The following is a 23,810-nucleotide window of genomic DNA, read 5'->3' as shown; positions in this document are numbered from 1 at the left end:
ACCCCGCCACCACACCAACGAACACCATCTGCGCTGGTCACGCTTCCGCAGACGCAGCCAGGCCCGAGCCCGCCGTTCCCACTACAAACGCCGAGGCCACAACCCCCAGATGCGGTTGCAGTACTAGCCGACCATGATCGTTCTCATCGGGATTTCATGTACGCGAGCTACTCACACCCGGTCATCCCCTCTGGAGCCGGTGTGTGGGGAAGAGGGTGTCTCGTCCGTGGGTGGTGTCGGACGAACTGTGGTAGCTGATCGAGCCTTTGCTGCCACCAGAGCCGCCGAAGCTGAAGCCTGTCCCAGTCGACAGCGGTGTCGTTGACTGGGACAGCGAAGCGGTGAGGCCGGGTAGGACACGCCGACGCGGATCCGGTTGCAGTCGCATCGCCGTGTGGGCGTCGTGGTCAGAAACCGCAGTTCACCCTCGTGGCGGTCCCGTTCCCGCCATCGGAGAAGGTGTGCCAGTTCCCCGGCAGAGCGAGGTCGTTGCACTCCACGGCCGCCCCGTGGTTGATCTGCAGCACCGGCGTGAACCGCTTGGGTGCCGCGTAGTTGTCGATGCGGAGAGACCCCGAGGTCCACCAGCCCGAGTTCGCGTTGTCGTAGGCCCGGTCAGCTGGCCCGGTGCCGCCTTGATACTGGTACCCGTCGTCCAGGCGGATGTATCCCACCTTGTTGCTCAGGTCCACGCTCCCGTCCTGGTTCCAGTGGAATTCGGCGTACACCCGGCGGCAGTTGGGGTTGGGATAGTAGCCCAGGTACAGCGTCCCCAGCCGCCGCGGGGCCCGCGTCCACGGGGAGGACCACGCCCCCAGGTCGTAGAAGTCCACGGGGTTGTTCGCCATTATGGGATTGGAACACGGGCTGGCCGCCTGTGCCGGGTCGGCGGGGCCGGCCACGGTCACGCAGGCTGCGGCGATGGCCACGGCGGCCGCGGCCAGTCGGCGCAGCGACAGACGGGCGGTCTTGACTAGACGCGCAAGCATAGAAGCACTCTTCACTGATTCCCCATGTTTCGGCGTGTATGGATTCGTTGGGCGAGCTGGGTGTTCTCCATGAGAGCCTTTGGCCCCTGTGTCGGCCAGCTTTCCGGAATTCACCCCTGTTGTCGGGGTACTGCGTGGGCATCCAGCGGTGACCGGAGCGTCTAGGTTCGCCTGTTGGCATGTCCATGGGGCAGGGGAGATCTCACGACCGAGGAATGGGGCCGACTGAAGCCGCATCTGCCCAAGTCCGGGCAACGCGGTGGGCGTAAGGCTTCCTGGCCAACGTCGCCTTCGCCGACCCGAACCACCTCGTGCGGACGGTCAGGCGCGGCTTACGGAAGATCCAGTACCGCCCCCGCCTAATCGACGACTGCCTCGCCGAGACCGGCCTGATTATCGCCCCAACCTGACCACTGAAATCGCGAGTTCAACCTGAGTAGCCTCGAAACAAGATCGCCGATTCAGGGGACACCTTCTCACCCGGCCCATCCGGGATCAGTAGTACACGTCCCAGACCTGCCAGGGGTTGGGGTTGCCGGCATTCCACTGGCCCTGCGGAGCGTTGCAGCCGCTCTTTGGGAATCCGTAGACGGCGTTGAAACCACCGTCCACGCACACCCCGTGTATGAAGTTGAACAGGTTCTCGTAGTGCTGGTGCCCCTGAGACGGGCGAGCAGGGGTCATAGCGAACACCGCCTCATCCGGGATGTGAAAAAACCAAGAACCGGAGCAGAGAACGTCGCCGATCATCTCATAGCCGATTTTCCATGGCAGTGCCGTAGCGCGGATGCAGTAACCGTGCGAGCTCAACACCGCCACGTTGGCGTACGGAGGTGAGCCCGCGTCAGGTCGGACCGATGCGATGGTCCAGATCTGATCCTGGTTGCCGCTGTCGCAGGGCGCGGTGACCAGGAGGTCGTATCCGGGCTGACCGTTGGCCTGCATGCACTGGCCACTGGCCTCGTTGCGGAGCATGACGTTGTTGTATTGGACCGCCGCGCCCGCTGTACTAGGCAAGCCGACCAGGGCGCCGACCGTCAGGATGCCTACCACCGCAGCCGCCTTGGCCTTGGCTACCGTACGTCTGAGTTGTTGCTTCATGGCTCCTCCGAAAAGGCTGACCTATGAGTTCCGTGGGACACAGACTGTGCTGCGCCAATCATGTCGGTGGACGGTCATGCCGGAGAATGAGGTTGACCTGACGTTAGCTAGACGCTTTGGACTATCACGGCAGCCTTCCTGTGTACGTAGCCAAGGAACCGAAGTTGGCTAGACGTTAGGTAGACGCTTCCCACGCCTTGCTGCTTGGTCCAGCCTTGCGCGAAGCAGTACGACCAGGCTGCCCGGTCGGTCGGGTGGAGTCCCGTTTCTTGCACGAATTCGCACACCCCGCTCTTAGTAACTCTCCCCCTGTTTGTCCGAGCGTGTTCCTCATCTGGTGCGAGGCGAGGTTAGTCTTCCGGGTCCTGGGTTCGTCCTGGGTTCGTCCTAGCACTAGGTCTGCCGGGTGATCGTGGCGCGGCACCGCCACCTCTCGAGCCGGCAGGCTCCGGAGGCTGGGGCCGCGTATGCGGCAGAGAGTCGTGGTGGACCAAGTTCGTTCTTGCTCTGGTCGGCGGACTGGCAGCCGGGTACGTCCTGCGATGCTGGCAGGCGCTGGTTCAACGCCGCGTACAGGAGGTTCGCCAGGACGGTCTTGCCACTGCCCGGCTGGCCAGCGACGAAGATAACGACCGGCTGGTCCTGTGACACCGCGTCAGCCGCCCACGTCGGCGGATCAACCGGCGCAGGACGTCGCGACTCCCGTCCGTCGACGTCGCGACTCAGTCGGCGCCCGCGCGCCCACGGTTGTCGACGTCCTCAAGGTGCCGCTGCTGCACTCGGACACGCCCGTACCCGACGACGTCGCCACCCCCACCATCTGCCGACTCGCCTGATCACAGATGGTGAAGCACTCAGAGCAACCGAGCAAGAGCGTGCGGCTGCTCGAGCCGAACCACGGACGATGCTGCGCACCAGGCGGCTGCGCCCGCGTCTCGTACGGCGGATCCCGCCCCACAGACCGCCGCCGCACCCCAGCCGCCGGTGAAGTCCCGCGACACTGCCTCGCCCGGCTACCAGCAGGCGTTGGCGGCGTTGCAGTGCCTTCCGCACGCGTTGCCGCGACAGTCCCTGCTCCTCGCCAGGCAAGGCGCAACGCGTAACCGCAGGCCACGTCGATTGTCAGGGGGTGCCTCTACAGTTCTCAACACAAGTGGAACCCGGTCGAGTTGAGGGGGTGAGGTGTCGTGCGGCAGGAGGTTCTGCGGGCGTTCCGGTTCACGCTGGACCCTGCCCCGGCGCAGGTCGAGGCCTTCGCCCGGCACGCCGGGGCGGCCCGGTGGGCGTTCAACCACGCGCTTGGCATGAAGGTCGCGGCGCACCAGCAGTGGCGGCACCGGGTCCAAGAGCTCGTTGATCAGGGTGTGCCGGAGGATCTGGCGCGCAAGCAGGTGCGGCTGCCGGTCCCGACGAAGCCCACGATTCAAAAGCACCTCAACCAGCCCCGCGGGACGCCGCCCAGCATCCGGAACGCGTGCACGTGGCCCTCGAAGAACGCCTCCTGGCCGGCGGTTGCGAACACGCGGTGCACGGCCTTGCCCGAGTAGGACAGCCGCAGCGCGAACAGGTAGACCTTCGTCATCTTCCCGGCGAGCACGATGTGGAACTCGCCGAAGTCGACCTCCGCCTCGGCGCCGGGCAGATGGGTCTGCGGCACGAACATCGCCTGCGGCCCCAGGCCTGCCTCCCGCCGGACCTCCGCGCGCCGGTCCTTCACGTAGACGCGGACCATCGGGTAGGAGATGTCGCGGGCGTCGTGCTCGTCGACCAGGCGGTCGAAGATCCTCTGAGCGGTGTGCCGCTGCTTCGCCGGTGCGTCCAGATCTGCCCGAAGCATGGTGTCGATCAGCTGCTTGTACGGGTCCAGCCGGGACTCGCGCTGGCGTGGCTTCTTCCTCGGTTCGGGCCACTGACCGTCCAGGGCCCGGCGAACCGTTCTCCAGGTGACGTTGTACTTGCGCTGCAGGGCTCGTTGGGACAGTCCGTTGCGGTCGTGGTCACGGCGAATGGCGGCGTAGAGATCTACCTTCGACTCCGACATTGAGCCCCCTACGGGAGATGCACACTCCACGCTCCCACCGCAAGAGACCTGCTGACGTCAAAACAAACCGACACGGCAAACTCGGTCAGATGGTGACTCCCGCAGTCACGTCGGAACGACTCCCACCCTCAGTTACAAAGCCACTCCCGCATCGAGGAGATCCGCGACAACCTCATCGCGCGCATCGCCGAAGCCGAGCGCGAGGGCTGGCTCGGCGAGGTCGAGGGCCTGCAGGCCAGCCTGGCGGGCGCCAACGACAAACTCACACAGATCGATGCGCTCATCGACAGACGGTCGACCGCCGTCGAACTCGGCATGCCAGGTTTCGGCCAGTCCACAGGAACCGCCGAAACGACGAAGCCGGCATCGTGATCGAAGTCAACGTTGGTCGAAGATCAAAACGGAACCGACAGTCCAGCGTCGCGCAGCTGGGCCAGAGCGACGGACATGCACTGCTGGACAGTCCTCCCGTCAGCTCGCATGCCATGCTCCAACGGGCCGCCGCTGGCGGCGAACGTCCACGCTGGCGCGTTGTCAGCCAGCCTCTCGGCGTCCACCCTGATCACGGCGTTCACACCCTGCTCGCCAAGCCACTCCAGAATTAGGAGCGTCACGTCCTCAACGCCGCGATCCTCATCGATCTTTGGCCAGCGGCCTCGGTTCCCAGTCATCGCCCCGACTCTATCGAGGTCCCGGAGGCGATCGAGGGGCCCCAACCGGCAAGTTCAGAGAACACATCAAGGTCGGCCGCACCCTCTACTCGGTGCCCTGGAAGCTGATCGGCCGCCGCGTCGATGTCCGCTCCACCGCCACCATGGTGCAGATCTTCCACGAGGGCGAGCTGGTCAAGACCCATGCGGCACTTGAGCAGGGCAAACGCACCGACAAGAACGACTACCCGCCCGAGAAGATCGCTTTCCAGATGCGGACACCGATCTGGTGCCGCGGCCAAGCCTCACAGGTCGGGGACGCCTGCCGGGACGTGATCGAACAACTCCTGGAAGTCAACGCGCTCTACCGGCTCCGCGCAGCCCAAGGGGTCCTCGGGCTGCGGAAGGAGCACGGAGACACCCGGCTGGAAGCCGCCTGCAGAAAGGCGATCGCCGTCGGCGATCCGACCTACCGCACGGTCAAGGGCATCCTGATCGCCGGCACCGAGACCGACCCGGAACCGGAGACCAGCGACGCCGGCGCCGCGGCCTTCCTGCACGGGCCCGAGGGCTTGTTCGCCGCCACCACCGTCCCCACCCTGGGCGACATCCACGACGACCAGGACCGCGGTGACGCCGAGGAGGCCACCCGATGAGCGTGATGGACACCGCCCTGCGCGAGTCGCTGAAGACCCTGCGACTGTCCGGAATGCTGGAAACTCTCGATGCCCGCCTCGCCCAAGCCCACAGCGGCGAGCTGGGACACCTCGACTTCCTCCAGGTCCTCTGCCAGGACGAGATCGCCCGCCGCGAGACCGTCGCCTTCCAACGCCGCCTGCGCAAGGCGAAGTTCGAGCAGCAGGCCACCTTGGAGGAGTTCGACTTCAACGCATCCCCGAAGCTGCCCGCGGCCCAGATCCGCGACCTGGCCGCCCTGCGCTGGCTCCACTCCGGCGAGTCCGTCATCCTCTTCGGCTCGACCGTTATCTGAGGTTGAGTGCTTCTCTCCGGGTGTTTGCCCAGCTTGGGACGGTGTAGAGATCGCAGCAACTGTGAGCTATGGCGTCATGTTGGCTCGGTCGTAGGATCGCGTGATGCCTGCCAACGAACGCGTGACCCGGTCCTCGTTTTCAGACCACCTCCAGCCAATCGCTGATCCCCGGCCGCTTTCGCTCTTGCCGACCCGGATCTGGTCAGATGAGGAATGGGAGCGGTTTCAGCTGGGCTACTGCTCTCGGGACATGGACGAGAAGTGGGATGTCTTCGCCGAGGGGGACGTCGTCTTCCTGCATCGGAGCTGGACGGGCCATGGGATCTTCGAAGTGACCTTTGCTCCGGTCGATGACGGTGGCTGGAAGGTCGCCGAGGCCGTGGTGGAACGTGATCAGGACCGCTATCGAGGCAAGGATGACGAGTACGACTGCGTGATGCTGCAACTGGTGCTCAGCGCGATCGTGCTCGGCGAGCCAGCGCAAGAACTCCGCGGGAAACTTGTGGAGTTGACCCGCAAAGCAGCGGGTGTCGCAGACGTTCCCGCCGGGCTCGTGCAGCACAGCGCCTTGGGCCTGCGTTCGGGTTCGTAGTCCGCGCCCGCCGGTCAGGTGGGCTGAATGCCGGACCAGCCCCGTCGAATGAGTTCGCGTCGGAGGTCGAGGTTCTCGCCGTGGGCTTGTTCGAGTGTGGCTTGTGGCATGGCTCGTGTCGCGTTCAGAGGGTGTGACGAGGAAGCTGCCCGGCGCTTGCGGCTTTGAGGAACTGCAGGATGCGGTTGTTGACGTATTCCGGATGCTCGATGGAGGGGCCGTGCCGCGTGTCGGCGACCAGCTCAGCGTCCACGCTCGGCATGAGCCGTTGTGCCCTCTCACGTGACGGTGCGTCGTGGAGCAGTGGGCTGCGGTCGCCGATCAAGAGCAGGGTCGGCGTACGGACGGCACTGAGTTCTTCATCGGTCAGAGGGAGTGGGGCCGGACGGCGCACGCGGTAAGTGCGGGCGCCCAGCAGGATCGAACGCTTCAACTGGGGGTAGTCCAGGACGGGGTTGGAGAGTTTGCTGGATAGGTTGGGGAAGAGGCGGCGTGGTAGCAGCCCGGCCAAGCCATTGATGATCAACCAGGTGTAGAAACGGGCGCCGACCTTCTCGAACCCGCCCGGGTCGAGAAGGGTCGAGGTGGCGATACGGCTCGGCGAGTGGAGTGTCTGGTTCAAGGCGAGCCAGCCACCGTAGGAGGAGCCGATCAGATGGACCTGGGTGAGTCCGAGGCCGTCGAGGACCTCGTCCAACCATGCGGCGCTGACTTCTGGTTCGAAGATGGGACGGCGCTGCACGCTACGTCCGGGGTCTCCGGGGGTGTCGACCGCGTAGACGGGGTGGTGTGCGCTGAGCGTGGCGACGTTGGGGAACCACATCGTCGAACTGCCACCGGAGCCGTGCAGAAGCACGATCGGCTCTCCGCCGTCCGGGCCGCAGCGGAGGACGTGGGTGGTGGCATAGCTCGTTTCGACATCCAACTCCTGCCTGGGGCAAGACCATAGTCCCATGGCGTCGTCGTACGCAGCCAGGAACCTCTCCCTGGCCGCCTCGCTGGTGAAGCTTCCTACGCCTTTGGTGGTCCGGCTTCTAGCCATGGCTTGCTCCCCACTCGTCGACTCGGTGCAACACTGCTGACGCAGTTTTACCATATGACCGTATAATAAAAGCATGCCGAAGCGGGTTGACCACGAGGAACGACGAAGCCAGATCGCCGAAGCACTTGTGCGGTGCGCCAGCGCAAGAGGGCTGCACGCCATCGTGATGCGGGATGTGGCGGAAGAGGCGGGGATCTCGGTCCCCCTGATCCAGTACTACTTCAAGACCAAGGAACAACTACTGCACTTCGCACTGGGCTACCTCGCCCAGCGGATGGGCGACCGGGTACGGGACCGCATCCGGGCCAACGGCGCGTCACCCACCCCACGCACCGTCATCGAAACCACCCTCGCTGAGGCGCTGCCCACGGACGAGGAAAGTCGCACCTTCCACCTCGTCTATACCTCATACGCCACCCTGGCACTGACCGATCCGACGCTCGCCACCCAGCCGCTGCTGCGCGATCCCAACGCCATGGAGGACTTCCTCCTCGCACAGTTGACCGCGGCACGCGACGCCGGACACACCTCCCAACGCCTTGACCTGCGCGCCGAGGTGGTGGGGCTGCTCGCCATGTCCGCAGGGCTCGGAACCAGCGTCCTCGTCGGACAACGCACCGCGGAGGCCGCCTGGGACATCCTGCGCCACCACATCGACCGCGTCTTCACCCCAGACAGGCCGTCAGCCATCTGACTGCACTGATCCACACGACGCTCACACCACACACAGCGCAGACAAGAGACTCGACAGTGACCGAAGCGGACCGCCGACGCGGTAGCGAAGGATCTCCGCCCTCATCAAGCGTTACAGAATGTGACGACGCAACTGGCCATACGTGGGGAATTTCAGTTGGCCGCCCACAACCTGCTGGGGAACGATCACTCGGCCGATGGGAAACGATCTTCAGCGGTGTAGAAATCGCCAGGCCAGACCCACTCAAGAACGGCCCTTCCTCGGTGCCACCCCACCCGTACGGCACCCCCAGGACGTCCTGCATTTCGATCCGCCGGGCCACGTGCGGCTGCCCATCAACGACGACGAGATCATCGACCGGGCCCTCGCCGTGCAGACCCTCGCGGCGCGCGAGGTCCTGCTGCTGACCTACGACACCGGACAGTCCACCCGCGCCCGTACCGCAGGACTGAAGGTGAACAAACTCCGAGACGATGCAGGCAGCGGCCCTGAGCCCGCCAAGGCATGACCCTCCGCCAAACGCCGCCGACCATATCGAGGTGGAGTTCTGCCGCCGCTGGCAGCCGGTGGTGCGCAAGCGCGCCCGGCAGCATGCGGCCACCGCCACCGGCATCACCATCGAGACCAGGGCGCAGTTCGGGTTCATCGCCGTCCCCGGGACTACCGATGACCCGCGGCTGCGGCGGATCACTCGAACACCTCCCGCCTGAGTACGCCGACCGGCTGTTTGAGGCCCGGGAGAGCGGCGCGGCCGAGGAGGACCCTGTGCCTCGCATCGGTAGATGTCACTGCCTGCGCTGACCTGGCCCATCGTGCCAGGTCCTCAGCCGTACCTGTCACCAGATCTCAAAGCTGGTCATCACACGCGAGGTGGATGAGGCGCAACGCGGCCCCTTGACCGAGGGCTGTGACTTCGCGCTTCGACTTGCGCCCTCGCCTTCGGCAGGATGGGTGTCATGACCGAGATTCGCACCCCCCGCCTCATCCTGCGCCGCTGGTATGACGATGACCTGGCTCCCCTAGCGGAGATCCATGCGGACTCGCAGGTCATGCGCTGGATCGGCGACGGTTCGGTTCGCGATCTGGGCCACACGGCGGAGGACATCGAGCGGTGGGAGGAGGAGTGGGACGAGGAGGGCTTCGGCCTCTTCGCCGTCGAGCTGCTCGCCTCGGGTGAGCTGGCCGGCTTCACGGGTCTGTCCGTGCCCACGTTCCTGCCGGAGGTGCTGCCCGCTGTGGAGATCGGCTGGCGGCTCGGTCGGCAGTTCTGGGGCCAGGGATACGCGTCCGAAGCCGCTCACGCTGCACTGGAGTTCGCGCTCCAGGATCGCGGCCTCGACCGCGTCATCAGCATCGCCCGAGTGGGCAACGACGCTTCCGAGAACGTGATGCGCAAACTCGGCATGGTGCCGGAGCGCGAAACGAAGCACCCGGTATATGGCCACCCGCTGCGCGTTCACACCATCGATCTGACCGAGTTTCGCGCATGAATTGATCGAGCCACCACGGCCCCCGCGATCTTGACCGCAACGCCACCAGGGGCAGGGACGTCAGCAATCCTGCGTCGAACCGTCCTGGAAGCCGGGTGTCTCCGGCGAGCACCGGCGCCGACCGCCCGACCCTGGCTTGAGCGCCGGCGCTCAGGTGCCGGACGTCGGACATCGGTGCCTGCCCAACCGACCAAGTCCTCTTCCCCTCAGCTGTCAAGGACCGCCTCCGCCATGCGCTGAAATCTGACAAAATCCCGAGGCAGCCAAGTCCCCCAGTACGTAGGGCGGTTGGCGATGCCCGACACCAAGAACCATAGATATCCGGTGCGTCGTACACCGGCCCAGGCGCACACCTTGGCGCAGAAGCTCGGCCTTGAGCCGCTGGAGGCCTTCCCCGGATGGTCCAAGGGATGGCGGTGCCGGTGCACACGCTGCGGAACCGTGTGCACACCGCGGCTGGGCCGCGTGGCCAACGGGGAGGTCGGGCCATGCCGTATCTGCGGTGCGCGGGCTGCCTCAGCCCGGATCGCCACGCCCGAGGAGCGCGCCGCACGCATGCGCGCCAGGGGCTACGAGCCCTTGGAACCGTATCCGGGAGCGAGCACGACGTGGCGGTGCAAGCACCTGCCCTGCGGCCAGATCGTGCAGGCACGCTACGACACTGTCATGGCGGGAGTCGGTTGCTGCTGGGACTGCGGCAAGTCCTCGCGACGCCTCAATCCTGACTCGGCTGTGCAGGTCATGCGCTCGGCTGGTTATGAGCCGCTGGAGCCGTTCCCGGGGACCGGTGTCAACGATAAGTGGCGGTGCAGGCACCTGTCCTGCGGCCAGATCGTGCAAGCGGTACACCGGCGCGAGCGCGCTGGCAATGAGTGTTGCTGGGCGTGCGGGCGTCAGAAGGCCATTGCCGCGCTGCGTTTGGACCATGACTCTGCATCGTTGGTGATGGTCATGGCGGGCTTGGAGCCGCTGGAGCCCTACCCCGGTCATAGAGCGCCGTGGCGGTGCCGCTGCACGCGATGCGGGCGCCAGGTGACGCCGACGCGCGCGAAGGTGATGTCAGGGGGGAGCGGTTGCCGCGCGTGCGGGCTGCGTGCGGCCGGTGCACGCAAGCGGGCCGCAGGGGCCGAGCAGGCAGTAGCGGACATGCGGGCGGCTGGCCTGGAGCCGCTGGAGATCTACCCGGGGGCGGATACGCCGTGGCACTGCCGCTGTACCCGCTGCGGGGACGAGGTGTGGCCCCGGCTGACGACCGTGCGTGGCGGGTCCGGCGGCTGCCTAGACTGCGGGTTTGAGGCCGCCGCTGCCAAGCAGCGCGCAGACCCGCGGGTGGCGGCAGCGGACATGCGGGCAGCCGGGTTCGAGCCGTTGGAGCCCTACGAGCGGTCCGGGATCCCGTGGCGGTGCATCCATCTGCTCTGCTGCAATGAGGTGCGCATCAGCCTGAACGCGGTGCGTCAGAAGAACGGAGGCTGCGGCCACTGCCGCCGGACCGGCTTCAACCGTTCCCGGCAGGCTTACGTCTATGTGCTGCAGCACCCGGATTTGCGGGCGGTCAAGGTGGGGGTCACGCATGTGGGCACCCGACGCCTGGCGGGGTTCATCAACCGCGGCTGGAAGATCGTGGGCGATCCGCTGTGTGACGAATCTGCTAGCGATCACTAGGTGGATGATGCGTTGACCTGCGGATCTAGTGATCGTCATAGGACTTTCGCTGTGGCGTGTCTCGGTTCTGAGCTGGAGCTTCCGAGGATCTTTGAGATCCGAAGGAGGCCCTGAAGTGCAGGTTTAGTGATCGCCTCGGAATGTAGTGATCGGTGCGGGATTTGCTTTTGGCCGCGTGGCCCGGGCGGCTGGGTTTGTGCTGGTCACCGAGGGAGTAAGGGCACAGGCCGAGGTAGTGGGCCGTCTATGGGCTGGGCGGGAAGGCCGACAGCGACTTCCGCCTGTCCAACTCGCCGTCGTGGCTGCGTGAGCGGTGGAGGACGCGGTGATGGACTCCGGTGGCGAGACGGGGGGTAGTTCTCGGGGATGGCGAAGAAGAAGACAAGGAAGACGGGCTCTTCGGCGGAGCCGGTCCGGCTGACGCGGCAGCAGGTGCTGGACGGTGTGTCCGGACCGGACGGGGTGCGGATCGGGTTCGCTGTGCCGGAGGAGGCCGGCGCGGCGGCTGCCTTGTTGAAGGCGGCCGCCGACGACTTGGAGACCGGTCACCTCGAAGCACTCGCTCGGGGGCGATGCGGGACCTGGCTGCTGGATGCCCTCGCGGGCGGTGACTTGGGTGAGCCGCTTGTACGGGCGACGGCGGCCGGTGAACTCCAGGCTGCGGCAGCCGAGTTGTCGCTGCCGTTGGTTGCTCGAGACGGCGACGGACAGGTGACCGGAGCGCTTCTGGGTGTCCCGTCCGGCACAGTGGTCTCCGGGTTATCCCGATTGCCGGTGTCCCGGCGACAGATCCTGATGTCGATGCTGACGTTCGCGAAGATCAAGGCGATCGCGGTGTCCGAGGACGCCCGCGGCCGCGGGATCGGAGCGGCGCTGCTCAAGCGGTGCGTGCAGTTGTACGAGCAACTGGATTACACGCTGCTGTTCGGCGAGTTCGACACCGGGCGCGAACTGGGGCCGTACTACACACGGCAGGGCTTCAACGTGCTGCGGCCCGAACAGGCCATCGACGTCGGGACCCTGCTCGCCGGCATACCGCTGCATCTCGGGGCGGGACCGGGTCTGACGTTCTTCTACCGGTGGCGCGCACCCGGCAGGTGACCGCCTGACCGGGCATTCGCGAACGGGCCGAGCACGGAACCGGACGGGGCTGCTGAGTAACGCTCGGTGGCACGCAGTATCAAAATGGTGACCATCGCGGCCAAGAGAGCGATCGTCCCCTCGGACACCGGCATCTCCTGCGCCTCCAGCACCGACCCGTTCCTCGGCGGGCGACTGGCAGCAGTGCGAGGGCGGGGCGGTCGCCGTTGGGCGGTCCGCGTGTTGGCGCCGTACCCGGTTCTTCTCGCTGGTCCGGGTCAGGTCGGGATGTGGCTGGCACCGGCCCCGGAGGAGTCAGGTGGTGTTGAATTCCGCTATCGCCCCTGTGGCTCGTTGGTCTGCTTCTGCTTGCAGGGTCTCCCAGTCGGCGGTTGCCTGGCGTGTTCCTGCTGCGAGGACTGCGGCGCGTACTGCGGTGCGGACGTCGCCGGGGCCCACCCGCAGTCCGGCTTCCCTGAGTCTCTGGATTTCCGACAGCGCCTGCGCGGCGGCCTGGTCGAGGTCGGGGGCTGCCTCGAGCGGCGTGTCCGCGGCGTCTCGGCACAGCACGATGACGTCGATGCGGTTGGGTTCTGCTGCTGCGGTCTTGGAGAGACTGGTGGCCACTTCGGCGATCATGGCGCGGGTGGTGGTGACGGTGAAGCCGGCGTCGGACAGCGACCGCATCAGAGCGCACCAGCCTGTGGTCTGCGACTGGTGGAAGCTGAACAGGAGGCAGCCGCCGGGTTTGAGGACGCGCCGGCACTCGCGCCAGACGCGGGCTGCGGTGGCTTGGAATCCATCAGGGGTGGCGTTCTGTACTTCTTGGACGGCCCGGGTGCTGGGTATGTCCGGGTAGTCCTGGTAGGGGCGCATGGCGCTGAGCCACGCGTGGAAGAAGTCGGCCAGTTCCGAGTAGTGGACGTTGTCGACGTAGGGGGGGTCGGTGACGATGAGGTCCACGCTGTTGTCGGGAAGATCCGTTTGCGAGGCGTCGCCGGTGGTGGTGTAGGCCGTTGCGGGATCCCGTGCGAACTGCTGCCACGTCGTGCTCAGGGGGCGGGCGACGGGCAGCGAGGACTGGTCGACGGTGAGGATCCGGCCGGCCTCGGCCCTGAAGTCCAGCGGGGTGTTCTTGTACTGGGCCGCTTTGTGCAGCCGGGTGAGCACCCCGGAGAACCCGGCCGATCCCCCCTGGGCACCCCAGGGGTCTCCTTCGACGCTGCACCGCTCCGGTCGCAGTACGTGGTTGTGGAAGATCGAGCGGACCGGGCCGGTGCCCTCCCCCTTGTAGGAGCAGAAGAGGTTGTGGTGTTCGACGGTTCTGCCGAACGATGCGATGAGCGCCTCGCGTTCCGCGGAGGCCCCGGGGAGATCGCGCAGCGCCGCGCCGATCAGCCCGAGGCTGTAACGCTGGCGCTCGTTGAAGAACCGCTCCCAGGAGTCGTACCCCCAGCGCAGCGCCTGGACCGTGCTGACGCCTTCCTCTAGCGCGCCGAGCGGGCGTACGAGCTCATCGGGGGATGCGTCGGCGAGGGACTTCGCTGCCTTGTCGTACAGGCAGAGGTCGAAGTCGTCGATCGCCCGGTACTCACGCTTGCCGTCGGCGCGCAGCACCAGCTTCGCGTACATGCGCCGTTCCGGGACGTCGCCGTTCAGCGCGGCAATGACAGGGGTGCGGTGTTTGAGACGGCACGTCATGAACCGTCCACGGACGGCCCCTTGGAACGAGAAGGCCATGCCGCAGGCGGGGCAGTGCCCCCTCTCGTCCTTGCTCAAGTCGGTGACGCAGATGCCCCGGCAGCCCGGGCATACGGCCTGTGCGCGGGGGAATCTGCGCGGGTACGCGTGGCGGGCGAAGACCCGGGTGGTGAAGAGCTCCACGTCCTCGCCGCACTCTGGGCAGTGCGCGAGTGCCACCCAGAAGTAGTGCAGGACCGGTTCATTGGAGACGGTGCGGTGCAGTTCCTGGACGGGGCGGGCGCACTTCCTGACGACCTGCCCGAAGAGGTCTGCGAGCACCTCGAGATCCCATGGTTGCAGCGCCTGCCGCTGGGTGAGCGTCGCGACGGGGTTGATGTCGCGGCCGACGGCGGCGGCCCCGAGTTTGGCTGCCTCGACAAGGGTGGTGCCTGATCCGGCGAAGGGGTCGTAGACGACGAGCCCCCGCAGCCTGGCCGAGGCGTCCGCGATGGAGTCGTCCGGCCCGGACACGGCAGCCAACAGTAAGTGGCGTGCGACGCTGCCCAGGCGCCTTGCCCACCACTTGTGCACGTAGGTCGCGGGCCGGTGCACTTCCTTGCGCCATGACTCGTGTTCGGCGATCCGGCTCCACTCCACTGGCGCCGGCCCGGCCTCGAGAAGTGAGACCGGAAGGAGGCCCGCTCCTGACTTCTCGTTCATGTGTACGCCCCCGCTGGTCCGAACCCGGATCCACCGCCCTCGGATTGGGCAGGAGCAGGTGACGGCCTGTCAATGTGCGTTACTGTAACGGCAGGTAGTGGGGGGATACCAGGTGGGTGATGGCGCGCGTGACATATTTGGACTGTCTCGTCCCTCCCGACGCAGGCCCGGCCGACTTCTTCGAGCGCGTGCAGGTCCTTCGCATGACGGACCGCGGCCGTACCGTTGATCTCGGCCCGCTGGACCGTGCCACCCTGACCCTGTTGTTGCGCGCGTTATCGAGTGATCAACGCAGCGTGTACCTGGGCCTCCCGCGCGGGCGGCATGACCTGGCCGTGTTGATCGGGATCTACCTTCAGCTCATACGGCGTGGGGCAGAGCTGACCGGCGGATCACCCTGCCCGGTCCCTGACGGACCGGTGGTCGTGGTCGGACTGCGCACTAACGTCACCGTACGGCTGGCACAGCTTGCGATCGGCAGGCAGAACCTCTCGCGAGCCCTGCGCATGCAGAGGATCCGCGGTGACGGGCAGGTCGTTGATCTCCAAGGAAAGATCACGAGGGCTGTCGACTCGCCCTCGGGGCTGTTCTACCTCAACACCGCCCTAGGCAGGCCCTCGCTGGGGACCAGCGTCGGCACCGTCGTCATTGACCGCACCAGTATGGCCAACGACCGGTCCTGGGAGCGCGCGTTGGCCTGGGCGAGCGAGCACGACGCCGCTCGCGTCGTGGCCGTGGCCGACCTGGGCACCCAGCCAGGCAGCGGCCGGGCCTGGACGCAGTGGCCGTGGACTCCCGCGCTGCGCGCCGACGTGCGGCACACCCTCGGGCATCGTCCCGCATACGGCCCGCTGACCAGTAACGCCCTCCTCACCCACCGCCCGGCAGCCGCGCCGAGCGCGGCGATATACCGTCACGACCAGCTCGCCGAGCTCCATCGGACGGTCGTGGCCGGTGTGGTCGCAGCACGGCGTGTCCACACGTCGGAGCCCTGGCCGCAGCCGATCGCCGACGCCGTGCGTCTGCTCAACCTGCTGTGGAGCAGCTGGGGTTCGATCGGGAAGCAAGACGCCTGGCGGGTGCTGATGGGGCACGGCAGAGGTGCACGGGCGCTGGCCCGGTCGGTGTCTCGCGGGACATTGGAGGGGCGGGCCGGGCCGTGGGGACTGTTCCGCGAGACCCAATGGCCCGACCTTCGGCGCGGTGTGCTGGACCTGTATGAACTGCTGTACGACGGCAACCCGCGCCGAGACCTGCTGCTTGCGCTGATCGCGTGGGCACAGGCCGACCGGGCAGGCGTCCCTATCCTCGTCCGCACCCGCTCCCGCTCCGCCGCCGCCGCTGTCGCCGAGGAACTGGCCGACGAACTCGGCAGCGATGCCGACTCCCTGCTGCTGGCGCCCCGCCCCGGGCCCGCCGCCAGCAGGGGAGCCGACGCGCTGCACGTGATGCCCTATTCGGAACGCCTGGCCTGGGACGCCTCGCCGAGGCTCGAGCTTCACCTCGGTGTCCCCTCGACTCTACGCACCGGCGTGCTGTTCTCCGGTGCTGCCGATGAACACGTCGCCGTTGTGGAGCAGAGCGAGTACACCTGGCTGGAGCGTTCGGCCGGCCGCGCGCTGCACGGCTGGCACGAGCAGATACGTCAGACCGCCGCGGTGCTGAGGCTGGGCGGGGTACCGGAGCCGGTGACGCCCCCGCTACCCGTCGCGTACGGCCCCGTCGACCTCTCCAGACCATCCTCCGCATCAGGCGGGCCGCCCCAGCGCGATAGCCGGCTCACCCTTGACCTCTCGGCGCTCTTCGAGGACTACGACGCCTCGGTCAGGGCCATCGGCACCCCAGCAGACCCCGGCCGCAGCGCCACAGCGGCAGCAAACGACCCAGTGCCGACCACGGCCGTGCTCACCGAACCCGACGGGGCAGTGCTCTGGCTGCGCAGCGACGAGCAGGTCGACGTCCTCATAGGCCAGCGCTACGCCAGGGTGCCCGTGACCGCGCTCACCCCCGGCAGTCGGCTACTGCGGGCACGCGGCGACGGGCAGTCCAGACTCCACGACCGGCTCGTCATGGTGATCCACGACAGCGCCGAAGTGACCGCCATGGACACGGTGATCGGCTTCTTCCGCCAGGCCATCACCACCGTGTACGAGCAACGAGGGTCGTGGCCGGACGTGCTCACTGCCCTGAAGCACCTCGGGAGCGAGGTCTCGTCATGGCAGGCGGTGAGCAAATGGGCCGACGGCAGCGTCATCGCCCCGGAGGATCCGCAAGACATCCACCGGGTCGCCCTGCTGGCCCGGGACACCCGTCTGACCGCAGGAGGCACGTGGCAGCGCCTGGCCCGCATGGCTGAGGAACTGCGCCGTTTACACCGGGCGCTGGGCCACACCGCGGCAGCAGCGATGACCGAGGCCGCACGGGGCACGGAAGGCCCCGCGCTTCGCCAGCTGAAGACACTGTGCTCCGGGATCGACGTCTCGGAGGTTCTTGAGGAGTTCGAGCTGGTCGTCGTCCGCCGCCTCGGCGGCCAAAAGAGCGTGTCCGCTTCCGCCCTGGGCCGCGTACCAGGCTCCCGCAGCACAAGCAACTCACCACAGGAGGCGCCGTGATCGATGCTCCCGACAACCCACTGGGGCCCCACCCCGACAGCGCTGCGGACAACCAGCGGGAGACGGTGCTGATCGACCACCTGACGCAGGTCCTCGCCGACAGGCTCGCCGACCGCAGCGGCCTCCCGCACAAACCGCCGTGGACGCCACGCGACCACGTGGTCGTCGGAGTGCTGCCTGCCGTCGCGGTCCCGCCGCAGAAACCCCCGGCACCAGGCGACGCCACGACCGATCCGAGCCGTCGGCCCGTCGAATCCCTGCGCGGCACACAGACGCCCCCGGTTCTGGCACTCGACTTCCGGGTGCGCACCGCCCCCGGTCGTAAGACCGCACAACTCGCTGTCTACTGCCAATTCGCCCTGTACCTGGAGGACATCGCCAGCTACGCCGAGCACCTGGAGTACCTGCGCGGCGACGGAGGCCCGTCCGGCGCGGAGGCCCGGCCAGGAGAGCTGCTGGGTGTCTGGCGCCGCCATGACGTTCACGTACCCGACCTGGTGATCGAAGTACCGCTTGAGGAAGGCGACGTCGATCCGCAGGCATTCAGCGAGGCCCAGCAGGTGCTGGACCGGGCGGTCCGCCGCGCGGTGGACGCGCACTTCGCCGGCCCTGATGCCCGTCGCCCGCTCACAGCGGGACCGCAGAGCCGCCAGGGGCGGCGCAGGCGCAACGTGCTTCCCGCAGAGGCCATGGCCGACGAGGAGACCTTCCACCGCCACCTCGCGGCAGTGCTGGACCGCGACACAGCCCCCTGCGCACCCCAGCTGGTGCTGTCCGCGCACGCTCAAGCCCTGGACGGCGGCGACCACCTCATACGGGTCTCCCTGCACAACCAAAGCGACACGGCGCAGAGCGACTGGCAGGACCTCTCCGTGTACGACTGCCGCTTCGCGGTCCTCCCCGGAGACGGCATCAGCATCGTGCCTCAGCGCTTCCACCTTGCCCCCCGCGACTACCGGCTGGAGGCGCTGGCGGAGGTGATCGGTCGCGGCACCGGCTGCGCAGCAGTTCCCCATGGCACCGGTCTGCGGACCGAGACCCTGCCTGTCCACGTCCAACGCACCGTCGTGCCCCGCCAAGCCGGGGTGCGGCACCCGCGGTGGCGTGAGCTCGCCGACGATCCAGCCCCGATCCTGGACTCCGTCGAGGTCGCGATGGCCCGCTACTCCCGGGAGTTCGCCACCGCCTGCCGTGCCGCTCAGCAACTGCCGCACCACAAGGCCATCGAAGCCGACCGCGCCCGGTTCGACGACGAGGCCAGGCGGTTCGGCCTCGGCCGCGAGTGCCTGGACCTAGACCCGAACCTCAAACTCGCCTTCCGGCTCGCCAACGAGGTCTTCGCCCGCGTCAACGACCGTCGCACATACGACAGTTGGCGGCTCTTCCAGCTGGTCTACATCGTCTCCCACCTGCCGGCCCTCGCCGTGCGCGAACACCCGCAGCGGGCGGACCTGCGCGCTGAACTCGACCACACCGACGTACTGTGGTTCCCCGCGGGCGGGGGGAAGACCGAGGCGTACTTGGGGCTGATCCTCACGGCCCTGTTCTACGACCGGCTGCGAGGCAAGCACGCAGGGGTCACCGCCTGGCTGCGCTTCCCGCTGCGCATGCTCAGCGTGCAGCAACTCGACCGCACCCTGCGCATGCTGATCGCCGCCGAAGAACTCCGCGCCGAACGCCGGATCGGATCCCCCCACGACGACCCCTTCGCGCTCGGCTACCTGGCCGGTGGGACGGGCAGCCCCAACGACCTCCACTGGGATGGGGGCTGGTGGCGCGGCTGGGAGACCGAGGCCGCCGCCACCCGGGCGGGGACCTTCGCCGAAGACCACCTGCGCGACCGGCTCGTGATCACCTGCCCCTACTGCGAGCGCGACAGCGTACGGCTGCGCTTGGACACCAACGCGGTCCGCCTGCACCACGAGTGCGCCGCCTGCCAGCGGATCCTGCCCCTGCACGTGAGCGACGTCGAGGTCTACCGCACCCTGCCCGCGATCGTCATCTCCACCGTCGACAAGCTCACCGGGCACAGCTGGTTCCCCGAGTTCACCGCGTTCCAGCACGGACCGAGGCACCGCTGCGCCGAGCACGGCTACTTCTCCTTCCCGCGTTTCAAAGCCTGCCTGACCGGGTCGGACCACTGCACCGCGCCGAAGGGCGGTTACCCGGCCGCCCGCCCGATCAAGGACCCGGTACCGGCACTGACGGTGCAGGACGAGATGCACCTCCTCAAGGAGGAACTCGGCGCGTTCAACGCGCACTACGAAGGCATGATCGCCGAACTCCAGTCAGGAGCAGGCAGCGGCCTGCCCAGCAAAGTACTGGGCGCCTCCGCCACCATCGAGCAGTACCAGGACCAGCTCCGCCAGCTCTACGGCCGCCGCCCCCGCGCCTTCCCCGCACCGGGATGGACACTCGGCGAGAGCTTCTACACCACGACCCGGCCCGACTTCCGGCGCGTTCACATCGGAGTGCTCCCGCACAAGCGCCGCAAAGCCGACGTCGCCGCGATCGTGCAGGGCGAGCTCCTCACCGAGATCGCCCGGCTCCAGGAGGAGCCCAAGGCCCTGCGCGAGCGCCTCGCCCTGCACGGACTACCCGACTCGGACCTCCCACGGCTCCTCTTCCCCTACGAGGTCTCCTTGGCCTATGTGAACAGCAAGCAGCACGGCACCCAGCTCGACGAGGAGCTCGGCCAGCTCTCCGACGACCTGCAGCACGCCGGACTCGACCGCGTCGAGCACGCGGTGCTCACCGGCGAAGCCCCGGTCCCCGACCTCGCTGCGGCCATCGCCCGGGTCCAACGCGAGCACCTGGACACCCCACGAGGAGAGCGGCTGCGCGCCCTGGTCGGCACCAGCGTGCTCAGCCACGGGGTGGACCTCGAGCGACTCAACCTCCTGGTCCTGGCCGGCATGCCGCCGACCGCCGCCGACTACATCCAGGTCACCGCCCGGGCCGGGCGAACCCACGCAGGCCTCGTCGTCACCGTCTACGACCCCGTCTCGCGCCGCGAACGCTCCATGTTCTCCAACTTCCTGAGCTACCACCGCCTGCTCGACCGCATGGTCACCCCCGTGCCCGTCAACAAGTACGCCTACTTCGCAGCCCGACGCACCCTGCCCGGCATCGTGCTGGCGCTGCTCCACGATGCCGCCCGCGACCCCACGCTGAAGCCACCACCGGAAGGAGCCGACTACTCCAAAGACTTCAAGCGCTGGTGGAGCGCCCAACGACCACTCCTCGACCCCTGGCTGGAACGACGCATCCCAGCCTGCTACCGCGAGCGCGTGGAGGGCGTCAACGGCCGCGGACTGGAGAACGACCTCGTTGAGCGGATCATGGACACCTGGCGGCAGGAGGAACGGCCCAACCTCAACAAGGGCGCAGAGGAGAAGCGCACCGCCTACCTCTTCCTCCAACAGCCGCTCACCAGCTTCCGCGACATCGACAAGAGCACAGCGTTCCAGTCACTGACCAGCAGCCAGGACGCCTTCAAAGCGCTCGCCACCAACACCGCCGACAGCAAGGGGGGCGAGGGTGAACCGCAGCCGTAGCCAGGCCATGACCGCCTTCCTGCCCGGTGCCGTCTTCCGCCATGAACAGCGGCTGCGAGGCAGGGTCCAGGCAGTCGACGGGGACGTGGTCAAGAAGCTCAACGAAGACGTCATCTACGACGAGATCTCCCGCTACCTGGAGCGCTGGAGCGAGGACGCCAGAGCCGCCCTGCCCGTGCCGCAGGGCCGACTGCGGCAGAACTTCGTCCTGGTCAGTCCCGACCTCGTCCGCTTCGAGGTGTTCCCGCTCGTCCTCGAATGCGTCCGCCGCTCCTGCCGCCGCGTGCGCACGTACGTGAAGGCCCAGCAACTGGCGGCCGACCCCCGGTGCCGCACCTGCGGCGCACAGCTGCGGCAACTCCCGTACTTCAGCGCGCACAACTGCGGACGCGTCCGCCCCATGTACGTGCCCAAGTGCCGTGTTCCCGCGCACGGTTACGACCACATCGTGTTCGAGAACACGGGAAGCTTCGTCACCGCCCTCTGGCGCTGTGTCGGCCCAGGCTGCGGCGGCGCGAAGCTCCAGGGCACCTCGCAGTCCCCCTGCGGCTGCGAATGGAAGGACGCCGCCGGCCGAGCCATGATGCGGGCAAGGACGTTCAACGACACCCGCGCCTACCAGGTCCACGCCCTCCAGCTCGTCAACATCGACAACTCCGAGTTCCGGCAGTACCAGCGCCACCCCCAGCGCGGCCGGATCGCGGCCGCCCACTACCTGAACTTGATCGACTCCCTGGCGCAGGGCATCGGCGACGCCTCCCAGGGCGTCACCGTAACGCGCGTGTCCCCGCAGGAATGGCGGCAGAGGGAACAGCTACTGCGCCAGATGCACGTGCGGGAGGAGGAGATCGAGCAGTTCCGTAGGATGATGGGCCCCGAGGAGAGCGGCCTGGCTGCTCTTCCGAACAAGGACGCCGACAACGCGCGGTGGGAACTGCTCGGTGCAGACCGCCCCTTCGTGGAACGCGCAGCCGTCTTCGACCCCGCCCAGATCCAGCGCATCACCCTCGACGACCAGTGTGCGCGCTTCGCCGAGCTCCAGGACCGGCTGGCCCAGCAGACCACGGAACGCGCCCGCGAGCAGGCCCACACCCTGGGGATCGCAGAGATCGCCGTCACCTGGGAGTTCCCCGTCGCCAAAGTCGCCTTCGGCTACACCAGAGAAGAGCACGAGCCCGAGCGGGGCGTCCTGACCGGCTTCCACAACAAGTACCACCACGACGGAAAGTACCCGGTCTACGTCGCAGCATCGGACACCGAAGCCCTCCTGGTCACCTTCTCCGCACGTTCCGTCCTGTCATTCCTGAACGCCAAAGGACTCACCGCCGGGGCAGCCGAAGACGAACTGGCGGCCCGCCAGCGGCTACTGGAACTGTTCACGGACCTGGACGACCCGGAGGCCGCCCGCGCGGCAGCAACCGTGCACACGGTCATCCACACCCTCGGTCACCTCCTGCTTCGGTCCCTGGACGACGGCCAAGTAGGACTGGCCGAGAACACGCTCGCCGAATGGGTCGTCACGAAGGCGCTCACCGTCGCCATCTACGCCGACAACGTTCGCGAGTTCACCCTCGGATCACTGTGGACCCTGCTCAGCAACCGCGTGCTCAGCTGGCTGGAGAGCACCGCCGACTCGGTGCTCAGCTGCGAGAACGACCCGCTGTGCCATCAGTCCTCACCACGTTGCTGCGAACGCTGCGTCTACCTCACCTTCGGCTGCCGGCTGTTCAACGACGACCTCGACCGGGGCCTCGCCGCAGAGTTCCTCCGCCACACGGCCGCCTCGAGCCACACATGACCGACGAACTGCGACCGCTCGTCCCGCTCGCCCAGCTACTGGAGCGCCTCGCGGGCGGCTACGCGGCAGCCGCCGAATGGACACGGGAGATCGCCAGAGCCGACACCCTTGACGCCCTCCGCGTGCACGGGGTCGCAGACGATCACGCTACCGCCGTACGCCAGCTCGCCGTCGAGTGCGGCCTACTGGGCTCAGGCCGGCACGCAGGGCTCGTCCCTGCCCGTCTCTCCCAACTCCAGGTGCTCTTGGACGTCCTGGACGGCCTTGACCCACCGCCTGCAGCGCCACCGTCCGAGCGCCCCCTGGTGTTCACCACCCCCCGAGCAGCCGCCCACCTGGTAGCGCCTCCCGTCCGACGCCTGGACCTCTTAGTCCAGGACGTTATCGCCGGGGCCAACAGTGAACTTCACATCGGTGGCCCCTTCTGGAACCGCCACGGCTGCGACCTGCTGCGCGAGGTTCTGCTGCCCGCCGTCGCCGAGCGCCAGGTCGCCGTCCACTTCTACGCCCACGACCCGAGCAGCCGGGCCCAACCGCTGAACGACCTCGTCAAAGACTGCGCCGACTACGGAAGAACGTCCTTGTACTGGTGGACCGGGGCCAACCCCGGCATCATGCACGCCAAGTTCGTGGTCGCCGACCGCGCCACCGGCTACTTCGGCAGCGCGAACCTGTCTTCCCTCGGTCTTCAGGAGCACTTCGAGATTGGCATGGAACTGGGAAGCACCCAGGCATCCTCACTGGTGGACTTGTGCACCCGGCTGCGCCAGGAAGGCTTCTTCGCCCAGGTCACCGAGGGGCCGGGACGCGCACCGGACCCGCTCGTCCTCGTGGAGATCGCCGACGGGAAACGTCGCTTCGGCCAGTTGCGATCCTGGCACACCACTAGGGACGGCCGCCGTGAAGCGGACGTGCTGTGCCGCCTCTCGGACGACGCTCCGCGGCCAGCCAGAGTCCGCGTCGCTGAGAGCCGCATCCGTCTCTTTCCCGGCGTCGACTACGCCAACGTGCCGGCAGACGGTGCCCGTGCAGGCGACGGCGGAACCGGATCCACCGGGTAGTTCGTGACACGAGGCGAACGGCCTGCTGCCCGCTCCGGCTCGAT

The 23,810-nt window shown here is 67.5% G+C and carries 19 protein-coding genes and 2 pseudogenes; 14 read left to right on the top strand and 7 right to left on the bottom strand.

Features of this window, described 5'->3' with window-relative positions; genetic code table 11:
- Nucleotides 1-407: 407 nt before the first annotated feature.
- From P3G67_RS34775 to P3G67_RS34760, 3 genes are all read right to left on the bottom strand, one after another.
- The gene (locus tag P3G67_RS34775; protein WP_276097077.1) at nt 408-989 is read right to left on the bottom strand and encodes a hypothetical protein; all 582 of its coding nucleotides are present in this window, start codon (nt 987-989) and stop codon (nt 408-410) included.
- A gap of 495 nt (nt 990-1,484) precedes the next feature.
- Nucleotides 1,485-2,090, bottom strand: a complete 606-nt coding sequence (locus tag P3G67_RS34765; RefSeq protein ID WP_276097076.1) for a hypothetical protein — start codon at nt 2,088-2,090, stop codon at nt 1,485-1,487.
- 393 nt (nt 2,091-2,483) lie between these two features.
- Nucleotides 2,484-2,741 (bottom strand): zeta toxin family protein, encoded by a 258-nt coding sequence (locus tag P3G67_RS34760; protein WP_276097075.1) that lies wholly within the window; start codon nt 2,739-2,741, stop codon nt 2,484-2,486.
- A 536-nt stretch (nt 2,742-3,277) separates the two neighbouring features.
- On the opposite strand from P3G67_RS34760, the pseudogene P3G67_RS36260 reads away from it, so the two are divergent.
- Nucleotides 3,278-3,406 (top strand): annotated as a pseudogene (locus tag P3G67_RS36260) (helix-turn-helix domain-containing protein); the annotation flags it as partial.
- 107 nt (nt 3,407-3,513) lie between these two features.
- Here P3G67_RS36260 and P3G67_RS34755 read toward each other — a convergent pair.
- Together P3G67_RS34755 and P3G67_RS34750 are read right to left on the bottom strand one after the other, a co-directional pair.
- The gene (locus P3G67_RS34755) at nt 3,514-4,131 is read right to left on the bottom strand and encodes a hypothetical protein (protein ID WP_276097074.1); all 618 of its coding nucleotides are present in this window, start codon (nt 4,129-4,131) and stop codon (nt 3,514-3,516) included.
- A 395-nt stretch (nt 4,132-4,526) separates the two neighbouring features.
- The gene (locus P3G67_RS34750; protein ID WP_276097073.1) at nt 4,527-4,802 is read right to left on the bottom strand and encodes a hypothetical protein; all 276 of its coding nucleotides are present in this window, start codon (nt 4,800-4,802) and stop codon (nt 4,527-4,529) included.
- Here P3G67_RS34750 and P3G67_RS34745 point away from each other — a divergent pair.
- The 3 genes and pseudogenes from P3G67_RS34745 to P3G67_RS34735 all read left to right on the top strand — a co-directional run bounded on the left by P3G67_RS34745 (nt 4,775) and on the right by P3G67_RS34735 (nt 6,364).
- The gene (locus tag P3G67_RS34745) at nt 4,775-5,437 is read left to right on the top strand and encodes a Mu transposase domain-containing protein (RefSeq protein WP_391858414.1); all 663 of its coding nucleotides are present in this window, start codon (nt 4,775-4,777) and stop codon (nt 5,435-5,437) included. The two genes, P3G67_RS34750 and P3G67_RS34745, sit on opposite strands and share 28 nt — an antisense overlap.
- Nucleotides 5,434-5,757 (top strand): annotated as a pseudogene (locus P3G67_RS34740) (ATP-binding protein); the annotation flags it as partial. The gene P3G67_RS34745 and the pseudogene P3G67_RS34740, both read left to right, overlap by 4 nt.
- Before the next feature lie 118 nt (nt 5,758-5,875).
- Nucleotides 5,876-6,364: a hypothetical protein gene (locus P3G67_RS34735; RefSeq protein ID WP_276097070.1), complete on the top strand. Its 489-nt coding sequence runs from the start codon at nt 5,876-5,878 to the stop codon at nt 6,362-6,364.
- 124 nt (nt 6,365-6,488) lie between these two features.
- Here the strand turns inward: P3G67_RS34735 and P3G67_RS34730 are convergent, their stop codons facing one another.
- The gene (locus tag P3G67_RS34730; RefSeq protein WP_276097069.1) at nt 6,489-7,460 is read right to left on the bottom strand and encodes an alpha/beta fold hydrolase; all 972 of its coding nucleotides are present in this window, start codon (nt 7,458-7,460) and stop codon (nt 6,489-6,491) included.
- 19 nt (nt 7,461-7,479) lie between these two features.
- On the opposite strand from P3G67_RS34730, the gene P3G67_RS34725 reads away from it, so the two are divergent.
- The 6 genes from P3G67_RS34725 (at nt 7,480) to P3G67_RS34700 (ending at nt 12,356) form a co-directional block, all read left to right on the top strand.
- The gene (locus tag P3G67_RS34725) at nt 7,480-8,100 is read left to right on the top strand and encodes a TetR/AcrR family transcriptional regulator (protein WP_276097068.1); all 621 of its coding nucleotides are present in this window, start codon (nt 7,480-7,482) and stop codon (nt 8,098-8,100) included.
- A gap of 322 nt (nt 8,101-8,422) precedes the next feature.
- Nucleotides 8,423-8,608, top strand: a complete 186-nt coding sequence (locus P3G67_RS34720) for a PIN domain-containing protein (RefSeq protein ID WP_276097067.1) — start codon at nt 8,423-8,425, stop codon at nt 8,606-8,608.
- Between the two features lie 31 nt (nt 8,609-8,639).
- Nucleotides 8,640-8,810, top strand: coding sequence for a hypothetical protein (locus P3G67_RS34715; protein ID WP_313881900.1), 171 nt, complete (start codon nt 8,640-8,642; stop codon nt 8,808-8,810).
- A 246-nt stretch (nt 8,811-9,056) separates the two neighbouring features.
- Nucleotides 9,057-9,590, top strand: coding sequence for a GNAT family N-acetyltransferase (locus P3G67_RS34710; protein WP_276097066.1), 534 nt, complete (start codon nt 9,057-9,059; stop codon nt 9,588-9,590).
- A gap of 294 nt (nt 9,591-9,884) precedes the next feature.
- On the top strand, nt 9,885-11,255 hold the full coding sequence (locus P3G67_RS34705; RefSeq protein WP_276097065.1) for a hypothetical protein: 1,371 nt from the start codon (nt 9,885-9,887) through the stop codon (nt 11,253-11,255).
- 366 nt (nt 11,256-11,621) lie between these two features.
- Nucleotides 11,622-12,356 (top strand): GNAT family N-acetyltransferase, encoded by a 735-nt coding sequence (locus P3G67_RS34700; RefSeq protein WP_276097064.1) that lies wholly within the window; start codon nt 11,622-11,624, stop codon nt 12,354-12,356.
- Between the two features lie 294 nt (nt 12,357-12,650).
- Here the strand turns inward: P3G67_RS34700 and P3G67_RS34695 are convergent, their stop codons facing one another.
- Nucleotides 12,651-14,549, bottom strand: a complete 1,899-nt coding sequence (locus P3G67_RS34695; protein ID WP_276097063.1) for a DNA methyltransferase — start codon at nt 14,547-14,549, stop codon at nt 12,651-12,653.
- A gap of 392 nt (nt 14,550-14,941) precedes the next feature.
- On the opposite strand from P3G67_RS34695, the gene P3G67_RS34690 reads away from it, so the two are divergent.
- The 4 genes from P3G67_RS34690 to P3G67_RS34675 are packed head-to-tail and all read left to right on the top strand — an operon-like array spanning nt 14,942 to nt 23,766.
- The gene (locus P3G67_RS34690; protein ID WP_276097062.1) at nt 14,942-17,350 is read left to right on the top strand and encodes a DISARM anti-phage system protein DrmE domain-containing protein; all 2,409 of its coding nucleotides are present in this window, start codon (nt 14,942-14,944) and stop codon (nt 17,348-17,350) included.
- Nucleotides 17,347-20,907, top strand: coding sequence for a helicase-related protein (locus P3G67_RS34685; RefSeq protein WP_276097061.1), 3,561 nt, complete (start codon nt 17,347-17,349; stop codon nt 20,905-20,907). Before P3G67_RS34690 ends, P3G67_RS34685 begins: the two co-directional genes overlap by 4 nt.
- Nucleotides 20,891-22,705, top strand: a complete 1,815-nt coding sequence (locus tag P3G67_RS34680; RefSeq protein WP_276097060.1) for a hypothetical protein — start codon at nt 20,891-20,893, stop codon at nt 22,703-22,705. The genes P3G67_RS34685 and P3G67_RS34680 overlap by 17 nt, the downstream gene beginning before the upstream one ends.
- Nucleotides 22,702-23,766, top strand: a complete 1,065-nt coding sequence (locus P3G67_RS34675; RefSeq protein WP_276097059.1) for a phospholipase D-like domain-containing protein — start codon at nt 22,702-22,704, stop codon at nt 23,764-23,766. The genes P3G67_RS34680 and P3G67_RS34675 overlap by 4 nt, the downstream gene beginning before the upstream one ends.
- The last annotated feature ends 44 nt before the right edge of the window (nt 23,767-23,810 follow it).

Origin of the sequence: Streptomyces silvisoli, assembly GCF_029269905.1 — a bacterium.
GTDB lineage: Bacteria > Actinomycetota > Actinomycetes > Streptomycetales > Streptomycetaceae > Streptantibioticus_A > Streptantibioticus_A silvisoli_A.
The sequence above is the reverse complement of the archived record's forward strand: the minus strand, read 5'-3'. Positions and strand labels throughout refer to the sequence as shown.